Below are 19,791 nucleotides of genomic sequence, written 5' to 3' on the forward strand. Positions count from 1 at the left end.
GCAATGAAAAAAGTTTTAAGGGTTCACGATTTTTCTTTGTTCTACAGGCTGAGGTGAAAGGTTGAGGATGCTTGTAGATATATCTAAAACCAACAGTGGGATTTATTTCGTTAATATTTTCATTTTTGGTTTTTTTGTCGATAAATATCAATATTCAAGTCATTCGTTAATGCATTAATTAATTTGTTTGTGGTGTATTTTAATTCACCTACTTTAATAAGCTTCTGGTGTGATTTCTATTTTTCTGTAAGCTCGCTTTAGATTTTCATTGTGTTCTACCACAACTATTAGATTTAATTGCGCTTTTTATTTAAATTTTCCGTCATTTTATTTATACTTGGGTGTCATGGTTTAGGGGATAATAAAGCTTGTACCATCGGCACCAAGAGCCCTAAATGACAAGTGGATTAATCATTCATCTAATGAAGAATCCAAGATAAGTGAAGACGAATATTTTAATTTGGGAAGAGTGTAATGAATGAAAACATCAATGAACAGCTGATAGCTGGATTCTGGCGAACATCTCTTTGGGGTAAGTCTTCTAATGAGTTGAATTACTTTATAAATCAGCTTATTGAGTGTGGAATTACGACGTTCGATCATGCCTACGTTTATCGTAGTGAAGCGGCTTTTGGTGAGGCGATGGCACTTTCAGACTCCCTCAGAGATCAGACCAAAATAATCACGAAATGCGGTATTCGTGGTGTTGGTCCTGGTTCTTTAGATGCGAAGAGCACTAGCCACTATGATTCTGATAAATCAACCATCATTAAATCAGTTGATAACTCGCTAAAGGATCTAAAAACTGACTATATTGATACGTTGCTTTTACATCGTCCTGACTACTTGATGAATGTCCAAGAGGTCAATGAAGCGTTTAATGAATTGAAGAACGCTGGAAAAGTTAGGAACTTTGGTGTTTCAAACTTTAATGTCACGCAGTTCAACCTGTTGCAAAACGCCTTGGACGTCAAGCTATGCACCAACCAAATTGAGTTTTCTCCATTTAATACGGAAGCACTTGATAATGGCTTGTTTGATCAATGCTATCAAAATCAAGTTAGCCCAATGATTTGGTCTTGTTTAGGTGGAGGGAAACTCTTTGATGAGAGTCATCCTGTGACAGCTAGGCTGACAAAAGTGTTGAATGAAATTGCAGAGGAAATTGGCGCAGTCTCAATTTCACAGGTTGTATACGCATGGGTGTTTAAATTGCCGTGTCAGCCTAGAATCATTACTGGTTCTAGCAAGATTGAAAATATTGCACCATTGGTAGATTCAATTAATTTAGCGCTTTCAAAAGAGCAGTGGTATCAAATTTGGGCTGCTGCTGTGGGCCATGACGTTGCTTAATGTCACCTCACTTAACAGGTAAAAGAACAAACACTAAAAAGGCGAACCGAGCGGTTCGCCTTTTCTTATTCAAGTCAGAACCTGACTTGGTTAGAAGCAATCAGGACGATCAGTCTTCCATGTAGCTTTCAATGCTTGGGCAAGAACAAATCAGGTTACGGTCACCGTAAACGTTGTCGACACGGTTGACGGTTGGCCAGTATTTGGCTGCTTTTGCTTGTTCGCTCGGGAAGCACGCTTGTTCACGGCTGTATGGGCGTTCCCATTCGTTCGCCATGAGGTCTGCTTGTGTGTGAGGGGCGTTAACCAATGGGTTGTTTTCCAAAGGCCATTCACCATCTTGCACTTTGGCAATTTCTTCACGAATCGCAATCATGGCGTCACAGAAGCGATCTAGCTCTGCTTTGTCTTCACTTTCTGTTGGCTCAATCATGAGCGTGCCCGCAACGGGGAACGACATGGTTGGCGCGTGGAAACCAAAGTCCATCAAACGTTTTGCGATGTCCTCTTCTGAAATGCCCGACGCATCTTTCAGCGGACGAATATCAATGATGCACTCATGCGCAATACGACCGTGTGTACCGCGGTACAACACTGGATAATATGGGCGTAAACGCTCCATCACGTAGTTCGCGCTTAGAATGGCTATCTTAGTGGCTTCAGTCAGGCCTTCTTCACCCATCATGGCAATGTATGCCCACGAGATTGGCAAGATAGAGGCGCTACCGAGTTGCGCGGCAGAAACTGCGTAGTTGGAGCCGTCTTCGACGTGACCTGGCAAGAAAGGCGCAAGGTGCGATTTCACACCGATTGGGCCCATACCCGGACCGCCGCCGCCGTGCGGAATGCAGAAGGTTTTGTGCAAGTTCAGGTGAGAAACATCGGAGCCAATGAAGCCGGGCGTCGTGAGGCCGACCTGTGCATTCATGTTTGCACCGTCTAGGTAAACCTGACCGCCTGCTTCGTGGACCAATTCACACACTTCTTGAACCGCTTCTTCATACACACCGTGCGTGGAAGGGTAGGTGATCATGATGCATGACAATTCGTTGCGGTGTTTTTCGATCTTCGCTTTCAGATCGTTCACATCGATGTTGCCGTTGTCATCACAACCCACAACTACTACTTTCATGGAAACCATGGCGGCTGATGCTGGGTTGGTACCATGCGCAGAGCTTGGGATCAGACACACGTTACGCTGTGCATCACCGCGGCTTTCGTGATAGCGCTGAATGGCAATCAAGCCTGCGTATTCGCCCTGTGCGCCAGAGTTTGGCTGAAGCGACATGGCGTCATAACCAGTGATTTCGCATAGCATTTTGTTGAGAGAGTCAGCGAGTTCGTTGTAACCAAGTGCTTGGTCAGCAGGCACGAACGGGTGCAGCGCACCGAATTCAGGCCATGTGACTGGGATCATCTCTGCCGCCGCGTTTAGCTTCATGGTGCAGCTACCGAGCGGGATCATGCCGTGCGTCAGTGAGAAGTCTTTGTTTTCAAGCTTCTTCATGTAGCGCATTAACTGCGTTTCACTTTGGTGTGTGTTAAACACTGGGTGAGTCAGGTAATCGCTGGTACGGCGGCAAGATTCTGGAATCGCGGCGAACTCATCTGCTTCGACGGAAGAAGCAAATTGCGCGACGTTCGATTCGCCCGTCATGGCTGCAACTAACCCATCGATTTCTTCAAGCGTGGTGGTTTCATCAAGGCTTACACCGAGTTGACCATCAAGCTTGCGTAGGTTGAAGCCTGCATCTTGCGCTTTCTGGAACAAGGCATCTGTTTCTGCGCCTGTGTTCAAGGTGATGGTGTCGAAGAAATCATGGTAGGCAAGTGTCACGCCAGCGTGGTTAAACGCAGCGGCTGCCAATGCTGTCAGGTGATGTACGCGACGCGCGATTTTCTTCAAGCCTTCTGGACCATGATACACAGCGTAGAAAGCCGCCATGTTCGCCAGTAACGCCTGAGCGGTACAGATATTTGACGTGGCTTTTTCACGGCGAATATGTTGTTCGCGTGTTTGCATTGCCATACGCAGCGCTTGGTTGCCTTTAGTATCAACCGAGACGCCAATCACGCGGCCTGGCATGGTGCGCTTGAGTTTGTCACGTGTTGCCATAAATGCAGCATGTGGACCACCAAAGCCCATTGGCACGCCGAAACGTTGCGCCGAACCAATCACCACGTCTGCGCCCATTTCACCCGGTGCTTTTAGCAGGGTCAATGAGAGAAGGTCGGTAGCGACTGCGACTAAGGTTTTCTTGGCTTGTGCAGCAGCAATCAAGTCGGTCAAATCACGGACTTGCCCTGTGGTGCCAGGGTATTGCAGCAATGCGCCAAAAACATCATGCGTTGACAATGACTCTTCTGGGCCGACAATCACATCAAAGCCCATGAACAGGGCGCGAGTGTTGATCACGTCCAGCGTTTGAGGGTGAACGTTGTCTGCAACGAAGAATGCATTGCTTTTGCTTTTACCGCCACGCTTACACAAGGTCATGGCTTCGGCAGCTGCGGTTGCTTCGTCCAGTAGAGAGGCGTTCGCCAGATCCATGCCCGTCAAATCCATCACCATTTGTTGGAAGTTCAACAGTGATTCAAGACGACCTTGAGAGATCTCTGGCTGGTATGGCGTATAGGCGGTGTACCAACCTGGGTTTTCTAGTACGTTGCGCAAAATTGGGTGTGGCGTATGTGTGCCGTAGTAACCTTGACCAATAAAGCTGCGCTTGATGACGTTCTTGCTCGCAATGGCTTTAAGCTTTTGCAGCATAGCGACTTCGCTCAATGCGTCATCAAGGTCTAGCGGTTGTGGCAAACGAATGCCAGCGGGCACGGTTTCTTCAATCAAATGCTCGACGCTGGTGGCGTTAACGGTTTTTAGCATCTCTTGTTGGTCGGCTTCACGCGGACCATTGTGACGAGTCGCAAACTCAGCATGTGGTTGAAGTTGATCGAGTAGGCGTGATTCTGTCATGACCTGACTCCTGAATTAGTCTTCGATGGTTTCTTGGTAAGCGTCAGCATTCATCAGATGATCAAGGTTGCTGTCATCTGCGAGCTTGATTTTTGCAATCCAGCCGCCTTCAAAAGGTTCTTCGTTGACTAGCTCTGGGCTGTCTTCGAGATTCTCGTTCACTTCAACGACTTCACCGTTTACTGGGCCGTAAATATCAGATGCGGCTTTTACAGATTCTACGAGAGAAAAGCCTTCGCCAACTTCGACGTCGCTGCCGACTTCTGGCAGATCGACAAAAACGACATCGCCAAGAAGCTGTTGAGCGTGCTCAGAAATACCAACAGTTACAGTGCCGTCGCCATTGTCTTTTACCCACTCATGGCTCTCAGAAAACTTCAGGGTTGCATCCATTTTTACATCTCCGTATGAAACGAGTTAATTGTTGTCTGTTACTCAAGCAACAGAAAATTCGGGCTTCCTAGGTGTTCAGGTTTAGGTATTCAGTTTTTCCAACTGAACACCTATATGTTCGTGGTGTTTGTTAACACGCGAAATCTCTTAACAAGCGACGACGTTGATAGCGATAGCGTTCGTTGCTAAGCCGCCTTGCGATGTTTCTTTGTATTTACTCATCATGTCTAGCCCCGTCTCATGCATGGTTTTAATCACGCTATCGAGCGAAACATGGTGGCTGCCATCACCACTGAGGGCGAGTCGCGTTGCGTTAATTGCCTTCACTGCGCCCATGGTGTTGCGTTCTATACATGGCACTTGTACGAGGCCATTAATCGGGTCGCAGGTTAGGCCAAGGTTATGTTCCATGCCGATTTCAGCTGCGTTTTCAATTTGCTCTGGTGTGGCATCCATGGCAGCGGCTAACCCAGCAGCAGCCATCGAACACGCCACGCCAATTTCACCTTGGCAACCGACTTCTGCCGCGGAAATAGAGGCATTGGTTTTGTACAGTGAACCAATCGCCGCAGCAGTGGCTAAAAATGTGCGTATACCTTCATCATTGTTTGGCGATACAAATTTATTGTAGTAAGCCAACACAGCAGGAATGACACCCGCAGCACCGTTTGTTGGTGCCGTTACAACACGTCCACCTGCGGCATTTTCTTCATTGACCGCCATCGCGTACATGTTGACCCAATCGTTCGTGTCGACAGGCAAACCGTCAGTGTCTTTCTTCAAGATAGAGTCATGTAATTTCTTGGCGCGTCGCTTCAGTTCCAACCCGCCGGGCAAGACACCATCTTCAACAATGCCGCGTTCAATGCAGGCAAGCATGACTTCCCATATTGCGTCGACCTGCTCGTTGACCGAGTTTATCGTTGCCTTTTTGTCATCATGTTTGGCTCGTGCCAATTCGTTAAGAAACATGATTTGTGAAATCGATTTTTGTTCACTTTCACAATGAGCAAGCAACTCAACCGCGCTGCTAAAAGGAAAGGGCGGTTTGAAATCAGAAGCGAGTGCATCTGTCTCACCTTTCTTAACGACAAAACCTCCGCCTACAGAGAAGTACGTGCAAGAGAGCAACTCTTCATCGCTTTCCCCAAAAGCCGTTAGCGTCATACCATTTGGGTGCTCTGGGAGCACCTTGTCGAAATGGAAGACCAAATCAGTCTCCCAGTCGAACGGAATAAAGCGATGTCCGTCTAACGGTAACTCTTTGCTGCCTTTCACCATGGCTGTCATGGTGGGGATGTCATCTGAGTTTATGGTGTCTGGCCATTCCCCCATCAATCCCATAACACATGCAACGTCTGTTGCGTGGCCTTTTCCGGTCAAGGCGAGTGAGCCATATAGCTCGACACGTACCTTTTCCACACTGTGTAGCAGTTCGTTATCACGTAAAGCAGAAGCGAATCGGGCGCTTGCCAACATAGGTCCCACTGTGTGGGAGCTTGATGGGCCTACGCCAATTTTAAACAGGTCAAACATGCTATGGCTCATCGCACGTATCCTTGCTTTGTAGGTTATGCATCACGGATGTCATCGTTGTGACTGAACCGTGTCATGTGTTGTGGCCTTATCTTCGCACCGTGTTGTCTATTAGCGTGTGTTTCAACACATCACTACTTTGGGTATAGCAACAGTGGTTCGTTATCGTTATTTTGGCATCAACATTTGCGTAACATACAACTCGAATTTGCGGCCTGCAAAACAAAATTTCTTATAGGAAACTCTCAATGTGATCTCATAGACAGTTCTGAGTTTCAATCGCCAGTTCATCGTCACTTGGCGACCCATCTCACGCAATCGTTTGCCTTTTTACTATTTTGCTGAAAGAATTGCAATTATAAATGACGAATAAATAATTAATTATCAATAAAAACAATGATTTAATTCGTTTCTTGTTTTGATGTGTATTTTGCGGTCTGAATAGCCATGATTCCTATCAATAGGGATCGCGCTGGACTTCTCCATTGAGGGCGCTAAGGTAAATACGTAAGTTTCCTATAGGAAACTTTTTGTTAAAAATGTTAACTTGCCCGTATTGAGTAAACGTAATCTCGTGTAAAAATGGCCGTGCCACAGAATCGCGAGTAAGGCGTTGTGAAGAATCGGCAAGGTGAGGGACGAACAATGACAGATTCAGATGCACAGGATGTGTATCCGTCAGTAACCATTGAAAGATCGAATGGTCAAGCGGATGCCCATATCGCACCGCTAAAACTCGGTGAAAGGCTGAAGGAAATTCGAACGGGCAGTGGACTGACGTTAGAAGAAGCGAGCAAGCTAACTGGTTTGGCGCGTTCTACCTTGTCTAAGATTGAAAATGAACAAATATCACCGACCTTTCAAGCCATGCAAAAGCTGGCGGCGGGGTTGAGTATTGATATTCCGCAACTCTTCGCGCCGCCAAAACAGACCAAAGCGATGGGCCGCCGAGACGTTACGCGCGTTAATGAAGGCAAGATGCGACCAACAGGCACGTATGAGCATGAACTGTTGGCGTCGCAATTAACCAATAAGAAAATGTTCCCTTTCAAATCTCGTGTCCGCGCACGTTCTTTTGAAGAGTATGACGAGTGGATTCGACACGATGGTGAAGAGTTCTTGTTGGTGTTGGAAGGCAGCATTGCTTTCTTTTCGGAATTTTATGAATCGATAGAGTTGAACGAGGGCGATAGCGTTTATTACGACGCTGCAATGGGCCATATGCTTACCTCGGTCAGTGAAGAAGATGCCCTGATTTTATGGGTAACCGCGTCTTGACGGTTTAGGAAAAAATTAATGCCGCTACGTGACGTAGTGGACAGTGAGAACGTCGGCAGAAGCCGTGATCATGGAGTGAAACATGTCTCAAGATCTTTTGAAAACACCGCTATACGATTTGCACGTTGAGATGGGTGCGAAAATGGTGCCATTTGCTGGCTACGATATGCCTGTTCAATACGCGTTGGGCGTGCGCAAGGAGCACATTCATTGTCGTGAAAACGCAGGTCTATTCGATGTGTCACACATGGGGCAAGTTCGTCTGCATGGCGAAAATGCTGCGAAAGCATTAGAAGCCTTGGTTCCTGTCGACATTATCGACTTGCCTTCAGGCAAACAGCGTTACGCCATGTTTACCAATGATCAAGGTGGCCTAATGGACGACCTGATGGTGGCAAACTTTGGCGACCATCTGTTTGTTGTGGTGAATGCTGCGTGCAAAGACCAAGACATTGCGCATCTTCGAGCCAATCTGCCAAATGACGTATCTCTGGAAGTGATTGAAGATCGCGCATTGCTGGCACTTCAAGGCCCTAAAGCGGCTGCCATTTTAGCCACCGTGAACCCCGCCGTGGCTGACATGGTATTTATGGATGCGGCTGCTATGGATCTCGGTGGCGTTGAATGTTTGGTGAGCCGCTCGGGTTACACCGGCGAAGATGGCTATGAAATCTCAGTGCCTGCCGATCAAGCTGATGCTTTTGCTCGTCAATTGCTCGCGCATGATGATGTTGAATGGATTGGTCTTGGCGCGCGTGATTCATTACGCCTTGAATGTGGCCTATGCCTCTATGGTCATGACATTGACACGACAACGACGCCAGTCGAAGCAAGTTTGCTTTGGGCGATCAGCAAGCCTCGCCGTGCTGATGGTGAACGTACTGGTGGTTTCCCTGGTGCAGACATTGTACTCGACCAAATTGCCACCAAAGATGTTCAACGCAAACGCGTTGGCTTGTTAGGCACGAGTAAAGCCCCTGTTCGTGAAGGCGCAAAACTGTTTGATGCCGATGACAATGAAATTGGTATCGTGACGAGCGGTACATTCGGGCCAACCAAAGGCCAACCCGTTGCAATGGGTTACGTGACGACTGAGCTAGCAGTATTGGGCACAGAAGTGTTTGCGGAAGTCCGTGGTAAGAAGTTACCAATGGTGATCGAAAAGATGCCATTCGTACCGCAACGGTACTATCGCGGATAATGTAACCTTAAGGCGGATAATGTAACCCTAAGCGTCGCCAGCATAACCATCTACACAATCAGTGGCACAACAGCGTCAGTTTTTTGCCGCCATGTATGCCACCACTTGTTGCCGCTATGCGCTGTTGGTGGTTAGAACGACATCGTCGTATTGTCGCAATAATGAAATGACCAATGAAAGGCCAGAGCAAACGCTCTGGCCTTTTTGCTTTGTTCTCAACACACTGCAAATTGCCCACCGAGAGACTGTCAGATATTTTTACACATCATGCTAAAGCTGGCATTTTCTATGCAATGAGTATTGAGCCTTTTATCATTAGCAAAATGGAATGCAAGGCAAAGGGCAACATAGAGATGTGACTCATTGCAGAACAATGGAATTTTGCGAGCGATTCACAGAGATTTGGATTAATGTCTTATATGTACGACATGATGTCGATAGGAGATATAGCAGTATGCTTGCAGAACAACGGGATGAGATTGATAACCCTCTGATCTGGCCAATACTCAGTGTGCTAGAAGGCTCCAATGAGAGCTGGAAAGTTCACTACCTGATGGCTGAACTTCAGAAAAATACCATCATGGACCATTTGGATGATGATCCCCAATTGGATCTGTTCAAGCGCAATTTCCTTATCATGAACGCGCTCTACCAATTGCAGGAATCCCTGTTGCCAAATCAATGGCTGCAGGTTGAATCAATGGATATTCGTTTAATGTGGCGAGGGGCGGGGGCAGGATTCGTTCAGCATGAAGTTAATCGTGATGATCCGCTTCGCGAGTATTACATGGATTGGAAAAACTATGATGCACAAACAGAAGATGTACGGGAACTTCTGAAGTCGTTCTGGAAACGCTATCAACAGCATGTTGGGCATTGTAGCGAAACAACGGTCGAACGACGAAATGCTCTAAACGCATTGGGTTTGTCAGACAGTGCCACTGACACTGAGATCCGCCGCCAATGGCGCAAAATGGCTCTGAAATGGCACCCCGATCGCCCTGAAGGCAATGCGGAAACATTCAGAACCATGTGTGAGGCGTGGCAGAGCTTAAGGCTCTAGTTGCTGGATAATCATGTATTGTTAACCGCGTCTTGTTAAGCGCGCATTGTTAACCACGTCTTGTTAATGACTTCTTGATAACTGATGAAGAGAGTCCGAAACCCAGCGAATCACTAGCTGGGTTTTTTATTGAGCGAGTGTCGGCTCTTTGCCGATGACAGGGTAAACAGCACTAAGGTTAGCATAACAATACTTCCGCCAATCAGTACCTTGTCACTGGGCACTTCACCCAGCACCATCCATACAAACAGTGGTCCCAGTATCGCCTCTAATAGCATGAACAGATTGGCATGAGCTGCCGGAAGAAATTTCGGGCCAATGGATATCAGGATAAACGCGGAAGGAACCACAACCGCGCATAGGATGATGACATAAACCCACTCTTGTGATGTTAGCGAGAGTGGCTCCGCGCCTGCGAGTATCGCAATCATTGCGGTACATAGCCCGCCAAAAACCAAAAACAGGGGCGCATTTTCACTTTTGCTTTCTCGCAACACCACGAAATAGATAGCGAGCATTAATGCCGTGACCAAGGCCAACATATTGCCAAATGAGGCATTAGGCAGGGCTTTACCGTAGAAAACAAACACAATGCCTAGTGTTGCCGCCACAATGGCAATCAAGGTGCGCAATTCGATGGTTTCTTTTAGGAAAACAAAAGCAAGTGCAGCGCAGATTAAAGGGCTGACGTTGATGATAATGAGCGTGCTGGCAACTTGAGTGTGTTCAATAGACAACACAAAACATACTGTCGAAAGAGAGAATGCCACTGAACCTATCAGTAAGCTTTTAGAGGGTTTGCGAAGGGCTTTCAGGGTTTGTTCAGGTTTTGTTGCCATCGTAAAAGCTAACACCACCAAGGCCGAAATGATTCCTCGCCAGAACAGCAGCGTCCAACCGGATGATTCAATTAAGCGAATGAGAAGGCTATCAACACTCAATATGCCAACGCCAGCCATCATGGCTAGCGTTCCTTTGTAAATCGGTGCCAATGCATACACTCCCTGTGCCTATTACATCAATAAACCGTTAATGACATGTTCATTTATGACGCGTTCCAATCGTAAGTGCAATCATGCTTTTGCTTTTTCTCACTTTATCAACAGCGACTAGGGGTCTACGCTTATCTGAGGTAGTGTCACCAATTCGAGATCCTTGGAGACAAAATGAGATCGATTCGTCACATATTCTTTGCATTGATGGGATTTATTCTCCTGCTTGGTGTGCTAATAATTTCCGCCAATCTCCGTTCGGAGGCGCTGTCTAAAGAGATCAATTTGATCTACGAGCAACGTTACCAACAATTTAGGTTAGCGACCGAACTTAAGAACAGTTCAGATTTGCTCACACAGTTTGCGCGCAACTATGCGATAACCTCCAACAAGCGCTGGCGTCATTTGTTTGATCATGTCAACGCGGTCCGAGAAGGGCATTTACCACTGCCAGAAAGCTACAATTTCGATTACTGGGCGCAATTGTCCGATCCAAATTATGAAGTCCAAGAACCCGATATTCCTATCCGTCCTGACTATCCGTCTTTGTTGAGCCGCTTGCGAGAGTCGGGCATCAGTGAAGCGCATATGTCTTTCTTAACACAGGCGCTTTCGCGGTCTCAGGCACTAATATCCATTGAGCAAGATGCCATGTCGATTGTGCAAGGCAGAAAGCGAACCGCACGAGGTTTTGAGCGCGTTATCCCTGATAGACAACTGGCTCAAGATATGCTTTTTGGCCCTGAGTATATCCATGAAAAAAACAAAATCATGGGGCCCATTGGTGCCTTTTACGACATCATCAATAAAACAACGCGCAGCAAATTGGATGAACTCATTCAGCAGCGCAGTAATATGGACGGTGTGGCCACCTCCATGTCATTCCTATTGATATTGACCGTTGGTCTTTCCACTGTGCTGCTGTGGTATCGCTTCCTTAAACCGCTCGACAATATTCGCCGCGTGATCGTCAACAAAGTCCGTAACAAGGAATTTGAGTTCAAACTCGATGTAGACAGCCAAGGTGAGCTGAAAGACCTCGCCGCGGCGCAAAATGAAGTGTTGGCTGAGATTGCTCAGCGATTTGAATTTAGTCGACAGATTAAGGCGTTTTCCGACCTTATTCGTGGCTGTTCTGATACCAAAGATCTCGGCTTACAAGTTGCGAACTTCTATTCGCAACGTCTCGAATTGCCGTATGTGGCGATTTATGTTCATCGAAACGAGAAACTGCATTTGGTTGGTGGCGTCGGGATCGACGAAACCACCAAAGAGATGGACGTTGAGTCGGTCTCTTTCCATCGCACGATTATGCTCACCAAAGAATATCTGCGTATTCGAAATGAAAAAGATAAGTTCTCTTTGATGCTGCCAGCCGGAGAGTTGCGGTTGGAAGAGATGTATTTCATGCCACTTGTCGTCAATAACGACATGGTCGGTGTGCTTGAGTTAGGTTCAACGCGTTCCTTTACTGATCAGGAAATTGATTGGTTGCTGGAAGCGCAGGAAGATTTGGCGGTAGGCATACAGCTCACCATTAACTCTGAGCTACAACTTGAAGCCGAGCAGCGCGTTTCTGAACAGCTCAAACTGAACCAGCAAATTATCAATGCGATTCCTAACCCGACCTATTTCAGAAATACCAACGGCGTATACATTGGCGTGAACGATGCGTTTACCGATTTCCTCGGACTGTTTTATGTCGATGTGGTGGATAAAGCGCCGAGTGAGTTGTTCCCTAGTGATGTCGCGAGCATGTTCAGCGAAAAAGAAACCGCATTGCTGGAGAGCCCTGGGTCGAGTGTTTATGACATTGAACTGCCCAATCCTAGCGGTGATATTCGCATCTTGACCGTATATGAAGCGACTTACTTTGGCAGTGATGGAGAACCGCTAGGCATTGTTGGGTTATTCGTTGATGTCACGACTCAGAAACGTTTGGAATCTGATTTGATCTCCGCAAAAGATCAGGCCAACGAAGCCAGTAAGGCAAAAGGTGAGTTCCTCGCCAATATGAGTCACGAAATTCGTACGCCAATGAACGCGATACTAGGGATGTCGCACCTTGCGTTATTGACGGATTTGAATGATAAGCAGCGAAATTATGTCGGTAATATAGAGAAAGCGGGTAAATCTCTGTTGGGCATTATCAATGACATTTTGGACTTTTCCAAAATTGAAGCTGGGAAACTATCTGTTGAACATATCGGCTTCCGCTTCAGTGAAGTGCTCGACAACATCAGCAATATCATTTCTGTAAAAGCGAAAGAAAAAGATTTGGAATTGATATTCGATATCGATCCCGACCTGCCTGACGATCTGGTGGGTGATCCTTTGCGCTTGGGCCAAATCATCATCAACTTGACCGGTAATTCGGTGAAGTTTACCGAAAGCGGTGAAATCATCATTCGGGCGAAGAAATTGTCTGAATGTGACGATATGGTGGAAGTTCAATTCGACATTCAAGATTCAGGCATTGGTATGTCTGAAGAGCAGCTTGGGCGTTTGTTCCAGTCGTTCTCACAGGCGGACGGGTCAATTACCCGTAAATATGGTGGCACAGGGTTGGGCTTAACCATATCCAAGAGCTTTGTTGAATTGATGGGCGGTCGGATATGGGTGGAGAGTGAACCAGGACATGGTTCAACGTTCTCATTCACCATTCGATGTGGTCGAAGCGAAGCGAGTATCAAAGAGCAAGTGGCAAGAACCACAGTGCTTAATGATAAACGTGTGCTGGTGGTGGATGACAACCAAGCGTCACGAGACATCATGTATGCGTTGCTTGATAACTTGGATTTACGCGTTGCTGCTGTATCAAACGGTGAAGAGGCCGTGTTTGAAGTGCAATCAGCAGATGAAGGTAATGATGGTTTCGATGTGGTGGTGATGGACTGGAAGATGCCGGGCATCAATGGAGATGAAGCCACATTGCAGATCCACGCATTAGACATTGGGAAAATGCCGAAAGTGATTCTGGCCAGTGCGTATGGCGAGGATGCTGGGTTGATTGGTGACGACATCCAAAACATCTTTGATGCGTCATTGGTGAAACCAATTAACCCGTCGTCGTTGTTTGATGCATTAATGGAAGCGTTTGGGCAGGAGGAACTGAAACTTCTCAATAGTCGAGATGCTCATGAAGAAGTCTCCGAAGACATAGATTTCAGCGGCTTGAATATCTTGCTGGTGGAAGACAACATGATTAACCAAGAAGTTGCCAAAGGAATACTGGAGCAATTTAACCCAACGATAGAAGTGGCTGACAACGGCCAGATTGCGCTCGACATGGTGCAAGAGCAACGATTTGATATTGTGCTCATGGACATGCAAATGCCTGTCATGGATGGCGTGACAGCCACTCAAAAAATCCGAGAGATTGAATCTCTTGCTGACATGCCAATCGTAGCAATGACAGCCAATGCGATGGAGCGAGACGTTAAGCAATGTAAAGAAGCGGGCATGAATGACCACGTTTCTAAGCCAATTGATGTTGACGAGTTGATTTCAGCGATTCGCCGTTGGACCGCGGCATCGAAAGAAACCGTTAAAACCTCTGTGGTGATGAACGCACCTAAATCCGAGGCACTAGAAACCCACGCGGATATGGCGAACATTGACCCCTTAGTGCTGGATGCGAACGAAGGCATACAGCGTATTGGTGGTAATGCAACGGCGTATTGGAAAGTGATCGGTGCATTCACCGACACCAAATTGGCGGTAATTGATAAAATCCGACAAGCATTGGCTGACGGAAACCGAGACGATGTTGAAATGTTTGCGCATTCATTAAAAGGTGCTGCCGCCAATGTGTCAGCGAAGGGCTTGGCGGTTATCGCTGGAACATTGGAAGATCAATCAGGGTCGGATCTTAAAATGGATCCTGTGCTGATGGATAAAATCGAAGTGTGTTTGAAAGAAATCAAAACATACATTCCGGTAGAAAAAGAGAAAAAAGTTGAGGAAGAAGCCGCTTTTGCAGGGTATACCCCGAGGGAGTTTCGAATTGAACTCGAACAACTGAAGATCTTGCTCAACAACTTTGACACGCAGGCCGTTGATTTCATTTCAGGTATTAAAGAAAGCTCGAAGAGTATGAATGTCGATCTCGCGTCTGTCGAAGACGCCATTCGTAAGTTTGAGTATGAAGTTGCCGCGAAGAAACTTGAAGCCGTATTAGCAACGTTGGGTGTTGATGAAGAGGAAGACACGCCAACCTTGTTTTAAATGGCCATACCTTGTTTTGAAAGGTAATACCTTGTCGCTCTAAAATTAAAAGGCCGCCAATGAACAACATTGGCGGCCTTTCTTCAGTCTGTTTTGCATAACATTGGTGTGTCGAGGACACCAAGATATGACTTATTTTGCCAGTGAGCGGCTACGCAATTCGAAAATCAGCTTTTCAGCACTGCACTCGAACTTCAGTTTAACGCTCAGTGGGCTGAAGGAAAAATCAGCTTCTGCATCGAGATCATGAATCACTGCGTCATTAACTTCTTTTGCAAGTGCAAGGTATGCACCAAACTCAGCGAGGGCAGCAGCTTTATCAGTTGCAAAGATTTCGACTTCAGCAACGTCGTCGCCTTCGCTGATCACGTAACCCATTTCAGCGGTTACACCACAAGCATCACATACTTGAATTTCTTCCTGGCTCATTGATCACTCTCTCGATGTTAGGGATGAGGATAGTCATCGCCTGATATATTTGACGTAATATTACTACATTTAACGGTGCGTTTTGTAGGGTTTTTTCCGAGCGAGAGAAAGTAAAAATCGAAAGAGTACTGGCCGCGATAAATGAAAAACGGGCCATAGGGCCCGTTTAAATCATTGAAGTGTAATAAAGAGAGGAGTTTACTCTTCCCACTGCACCAATTTATCAGACGGCCAGCTGGCGCCCACATCGTGGTACTGTTTTTCAAGTAAGTGACGGCGAATTTTCAACGTTGGTGTTAGTAGGCCGTTTTCAATGCTCCACGCTTCTTTGATCATCAACACACCTTTGATTTTCGCGTGTGATTCCAACTCTTTGTTAATGGTCTCGATGGCATTCGTCACTTTGCGCTCATAGCGCGCACGGTCAAAGTTAGGGAATTGATGAGGAAGAGCCAGCAGAATTGGGCCTGGCATACCTGAACCCACCAAACACATCATTTCTACGTTACTAAGTTCAAACAGGCGCTTTTCAATTGGAACAGGGCTAACAAACTTACCTTTGGCAGTTTTGAACGTATCATTTTTACGCCCTTGGATGGTGAGGTAACCATCTTGATCAATGTCGCCAATATCGCCAGTGTGCAGCCAACCGTCGATAATAGATTCTGCACTCGCTTCTGGATTTTTGTAGTACCCAGCAAAAAGTCCCTGACTTTTCGCCAAGATTTCACCATCGGCTGCGATGCGCAGTTCAATGCCGGGCCCTGCATTGCCCACAGTGCCGATTTTATCAGCTCTAAAAGGGTAATTTAGGGTGGTGTAAGCGAAAGCCTCAGTCATACCCCAGGCTTCGGTAATGTGCAGACCGAGCTTTTCGTACCATTCTAACAGTGCGGCTGAAACTGGCGCCGAGCCACAACCCAGCACGCGCGCTTGGTCTAGGCCGAGATTCTGTGCAATTTTCTTTTTTATCAACCCTGACACAACAGGGATTTTCAACAACAGATTCAGTTTGGCTGGTGGTAGCTTTTGCTGAATACGTTGCTGGAACAGTGTCCACAATCGAGGCACAGAGATAAATAAAGTAGGGCGATGCATTTTCACATCGTCAATAAACGTATCAAGAGACTCTGGGAACGCCGTACAGATACCTGATAGCAATGCCGTACCCAAGATGTAAACACGCTCTGTGATGTGCGCGAGGGGTAGATACGAGAACAGTCGCTCGCCGTCTTTCATGCCGATATGGTTGATCAGCTGCTGTGATGACCAAGCAAACGCACCGTGGGTGAGCATGGCACCTTTCGGCAAACCTGATGTTCCTGACGTATAAACAATCGACATTAAGTCGTCGTCTTTGTGGTCAGGGTTAACGTCAGCTCGGCTATGCTGCGCAATTAAATCGCCCCAGTCGTAACCACAATGAATGGTTGGGTAGGGGAGCGCAATAGTGGGTAACTTACTGCGAGTTTCTAGCGTTTCTTTTAGTGCTTTCGTGTCGTCGAGTTTGCCGACGAATAGCAATTTGGCTTCTGAGTGGTCAAGACAATGACCAATGGTGTCGCTGCCTGCGGTCGGAAAAATAGGAACGCTGACATAGCTTCCAAGCATCAACGCGAGATCGGTGATAAACCACTCGGCGCAGTTTTTAGAGATAAGCCCGACTTTGTCCCCTGGCTCTAATCCCATCCCCCTTAACGCCGATACCATTCTTAAGGCTTGGTCGACGACATCAGAATACGTGAAGTCCGTGAACTGGCGATTAATGATTTGGCGAAGAAAAATCTCATTAGGACGTTCTTCAGCCCAGCGCAGTGCTTGTTGGTAAGGTTTTGATTGAGCCATAAAGGACCCCGTATAGCTGTAGGGAATAGAGTAATAGTTTTAATTCTATGTTATCGAAGTGTTAAATTAAGGATTTTGTTGCGCTAACGTCAAGTGATTCATTCAAACGCTTGTTCAAATTTTGATGCAGGTAACGCTCAGTGCTTTTAAAACTGTTTTTAAGTATAACAATAGCATTTTGCTTTCAGTACGTTACAGGATTGGGTGATTGATGTGACGACAAATCTAACCCTGTTCACGCTTCTCGGAATTTTGGCTTACTTTTGCTCAAAAAATAAACGCATGTACTATCTTTAAGATCGTTAGCTTAAGGGTTGGTGGTCGGTAACTCTTTTGTGTGATGCAGAATCAAGACATACAGCAAAGCGATAACACTACTAAAAGCGCTCGCGGCAATTGTCGCTATGTCTTGGTTTTTTATGAGTTACAGAAGCCATGAAACAGGGATAAAACGATGCCAAAGAGAAGCAAGGAAGATACAGAAATCACGATTCGCTTGATACTTGACGCTGTGGTCGATCAATTGGTGACGTTGGGTTACGACAAGATGTCATACACGACGCTTAGCCAGCAGACGGGTATATCACGCACTGGGATTAGTCATCATTTTCCAAAGAAGACCGATTTCATCACGCGTCTTGATGACAGGTTGCTAGGAATATTGATTGATCGGCTCGACCTTGAAGGTGATAAGCGTTCGTTTATTGAAAGCTGGTTAACAGCGCTTCGCTCAGATAATCGTTTTACCGCGGTACTCCGTCTCTTTTTTCTGCACACTGTTTCGTCAGAGAATGCCGTCGAGTTCACGAGTCATGCGAGCCAGAAACTGCATGATGTTTGCTGCAATCGATACGGTGAAGAATTCGAAAAAGAATTTGAATGGCTGCTGGGTAAATCACTGCTTACCATGGCGTGACCGCTGAGTCATCGATGCAAGGCAACAACACTTCTTTTATAAAGGCGTCCCTAGTGGGCGTTTTTTGTTCATACCTCTTTATTGGCGCTGTGTTTTTTTTCTAGAAATGCACCCATTCTTGATCTGAGACAGTAAAAGGGTGAAAAACACCTTATCGTTCAAATAAAAGTTGAGTAGCTCAAAAATAATTGAATAATGGGTATTCTGAACGTTCCGTATCACCCATTTGCCAACGAGATTTTTCATGAGCAATTCACTAGTACTCGTCCTGAACGCAGGCAGTTCCTCTCTTAAATTCGCATTGATGGATGCACAAACCGGCGAGGCGATGTTATCTGGCCTTGGTGAGTGCTTCGGCCTTGACGATGCGCGTATTAGCTGGAAGCGCGAAGGACAAGACAAGCAAGAAGTTATGCTTGAGCAAGGTGGTAGCCACCACGAAAAAGCGGTGGGTCTCATCGTTGAATTGGTCGAAAGCATGGACGTGGGTAGCCGATTGGTTGCTATCGGTCACCGTGTTGTTCACGGTGGCGAGAAGTTTGCTACTGCGACCTTGCTTGATGAAAGTGTTGTGGCAGAGATTGATGCGTTGAGCGATCTGGCTCCGCTGCACAACCCAGCCAACGTCATGGGCATTCGTGCTGCGATGAAGGCGTTCCCAAGCCTGCCACAAGTGGCTGTGTTTGATACTGCATTCCACCAAACCATGCCAGAGAAAGCCTTCACTGGTGCAATCTCTAATGAGCTTTACAAAGATTACGGCATTCGTCGTTACGGATTCCACGGCACAAGCCACTACTTTGTTAGCCGCGAAGCCGCGAAGGTATTGGACAAGAACATCGATGAAGCTAACTTCATTTCTGTTCACCTAGGTAACGGTGCATCTGTTTGTGCAGTGCGCAACGGTCAATCAGTTGATACCTCAATGGGCTTTACGCCGCTTTCTGGTTTGATGATGGGCACACGTTGTGGTGACCTTGACCCAGGCATCATTGAGTTCCTGCTGAAAAAAGGCTGGAGCCAAGAGAAAGTATTCGAAGCACTGAACAAGAAATCCGGTTTCTTGGGTGTGTCTGGCCTAACTTCTGACGCACGTGGCATTCTTGAAGCCATGGAAAGCGGTCACGAAGGTTCGAAGCTGGCGTTTGAAGTATTCACCTACCGTGTGGCGAAATACATCGGTTCTTACCTGATCCCTCTAGACAGCCTAGACGCGATTATCTTCACCGGTGGTATCGGCGAAAACTCGCTGCCAATCCGTCGTGAAATCCTAAGCAACCTGAAACTGTTGGGCTTTGTTGAAGATGAAGCGGGCAACGAAGCGGCACGCTTCGGCAATGGTGGCATCATCGCGAAATCAGAAATGATGGGCGCGGTAGCGATTGTTGTACCAACCAACGAAGAGTTCGTTATCGCTTCACAAGCGGCTAGCTTTGCTAAGTAAGTAACGACACCGAATGGTTATATGAATAGCCGCTGATGAGAATCAGCGGCTTTTTTTGAGTCGTCTGCTAATACATTTTGTGCTGCTAATAAAAAAGTTACTAGCCTTAACCTGTTACTGTTCTATGTAAGAGCGGGTAG

General features: G+C 46.7%; 13 protein-coding genes. 7 read left to right on the top strand and 6 right to left on the bottom strand.

What is annotated here, in order from left to right; translation table 11 throughout:
* Positions 1-474 precede the first annotated feature (474 nt).
* Positions 475-1,353, top strand: coding sequence for an aldo/keto reductase (locus Q365_RS0103470; RefSeq protein WP_028022039.1), 879 nt, complete (start codon positions 475-477; stop codon positions 1,351-1,353).
* Positions 1,354-1,462: 109 nt separating this feature from the next.
* On the opposite strand, the gene gcvP is transcribed toward Q365_RS0103470, so the two are convergent.
* The 3 genes from gcvP to Q365_RS0103485 form a co-directional block, all read right to left on the bottom strand.
* The gene (gene gcvP, locus Q365_RS0103475) at positions 1,463-4,327 is read right to left on the bottom strand and encodes an aminomethyl-transferring glycine dehydrogenase (RefSeq protein WP_028022040.1); all 2,865 of its coding nucleotides are present in this window, start codon (positions 4,325-4,327) and stop codon (positions 1,463-1,465) included.
* 15 nt (positions 4,328-4,342) lie between these two features.
* On the bottom strand, positions 4,343-4,720 hold the full coding sequence (gcvH, locus tag Q365_RS0103480; protein ID WP_028022041.1) for a glycine cleavage system protein GcvH: 378 nt from the start codon (positions 4,718-4,720) through the stop codon (positions 4,343-4,345).
* A 147-nt stretch (positions 4,721-4,867) separates the two neighbouring features.
* Positions 4,868-6,268: an L-serine ammonia-lyase gene (locus Q365_RS0103485; RefSeq protein WP_028022042.1), complete on the bottom strand. Its 1,401-nt coding sequence runs from the start codon at positions 6,266-6,268 to the stop codon at positions 4,868-4,870.
* Positions 6,269-6,901: 633 nt separating this feature from the next.
* On the opposite strand from Q365_RS0103485, the gene Q365_RS0103490 reads away from it, so the two are divergent.
* The 3 genes from Q365_RS0103490 (at position 6,902) to Q365_RS0103505 (ending at position 9,798) form a co-directional block, all read left to right on the top strand.
* Entirely contained in the window at positions 6,902-7,534 is a 633-nt protein-coding gene (locus Q365_RS0103490) for a helix-turn-helix domain-containing protein (protein ID WP_028022043.1), read from the top strand.
* An 82-nt stretch (positions 7,535-7,616) separates the two neighbouring features.
* Positions 7,617-8,735 (top strand): glycine cleavage system aminomethyltransferase GcvT, encoded by a 1,119-nt coding sequence (gcvT, locus tag Q365_RS0103495; RefSeq protein ID WP_028022044.1) that lies wholly within the window; start codon positions 7,617-7,619, stop codon positions 8,733-8,735.
* Positions 8,736-9,189: 454 nt separating this feature from the next.
* Positions 9,190-9,798 (top strand): DNA-J related domain-containing protein, encoded by a 609-nt coding sequence (locus tag Q365_RS0103505; protein WP_028022046.1) that lies wholly within the window; start codon positions 9,190-9,192, stop codon positions 9,796-9,798.
* Between the two features lie 113 nt (positions 9,799-9,911).
* Here the strand turns inward: Q365_RS0103505 and Q365_RS0103510 are convergent, their stop codons facing one another.
* The gene (locus Q365_RS0103510) at positions 9,912-10,799 is read right to left on the bottom strand and encodes a DMT family transporter (RefSeq protein ID WP_245621482.1); all 888 of its coding nucleotides are present in this window, start codon (positions 10,797-10,799) and stop codon (positions 9,912-9,914) included.
* 165 nt (positions 10,800-10,964) lie between these two features.
* Between Q365_RS0103510 and Q365_RS0103515 the strand changes: the two genes are divergently transcribed.
* Positions 10,965-15,017 (top strand): hybrid sensor histidine kinase/response regulator, encoded by a 4,053-nt coding sequence (locus tag Q365_RS0103515; protein WP_035024322.1) that lies wholly within the window; start codon positions 10,965-10,967, stop codon positions 15,015-15,017.
* 132 nt (positions 15,018-15,149) lie between these two features.
* Here the strand turns inward: Q365_RS0103515 and Q365_RS0103520 are convergent, their stop codons facing one another.
* Both Q365_RS0103520 and Q365_RS0103525 read right to left on the bottom strand, forming a co-directional pair.
* The gene (locus tag Q365_RS0103520; RefSeq protein WP_028022049.1) at positions 15,150-15,446 is read right to left on the bottom strand and encodes a DUF406 family protein; all 297 of its coding nucleotides are present in this window, start codon (positions 15,444-15,446) and stop codon (positions 15,150-15,152) included.
* A gap of 198 nt (positions 15,447-15,644) precedes the next feature.
* On the bottom strand, positions 15,645-17,291 hold the full coding sequence (locus tag Q365_RS0103525) for an AMP-binding protein (protein ID WP_028022050.1): 1,647 nt from the start codon (positions 17,289-17,291) through the stop codon (positions 15,645-15,647).
* Between the two features lie 454 nt (positions 17,292-17,745).
* On the opposite strand from Q365_RS0103525, the gene Q365_RS0103530 reads away from it, so the two are divergent.
* Both Q365_RS0103530 and Q365_RS0103540 read left to right on the top strand, forming a co-directional pair.
* On the top strand, positions 17,746-18,207 hold the full coding sequence (locus Q365_RS0103530; protein WP_028022051.1) for a TetR/AcrR family transcriptional regulator: 462 nt from the start codon (positions 17,746-17,748) through the stop codon (positions 18,205-18,207).
* 244 nt (positions 18,208-18,451) lie between these two features.
* Positions 18,452-19,651, top strand: coding sequence for an acetate/propionate family kinase (locus Q365_RS0103540; protein ID WP_028022052.1), 1,200 nt, complete (start codon positions 18,452-18,454; stop codon positions 19,649-19,651).
* Positions 19,652-19,791: the final 140 nt, after the last annotated feature.

Source organism: Enterovibrio calviensis DSM 14347 (assembly GCF_000621165.1).
Taxonomy (GTDB): Bacteria; Pseudomonadota; Gammaproteobacteria; order Enterobacterales; family Vibrionaceae; genus Enterovibrio; species Enterovibrio calviensis.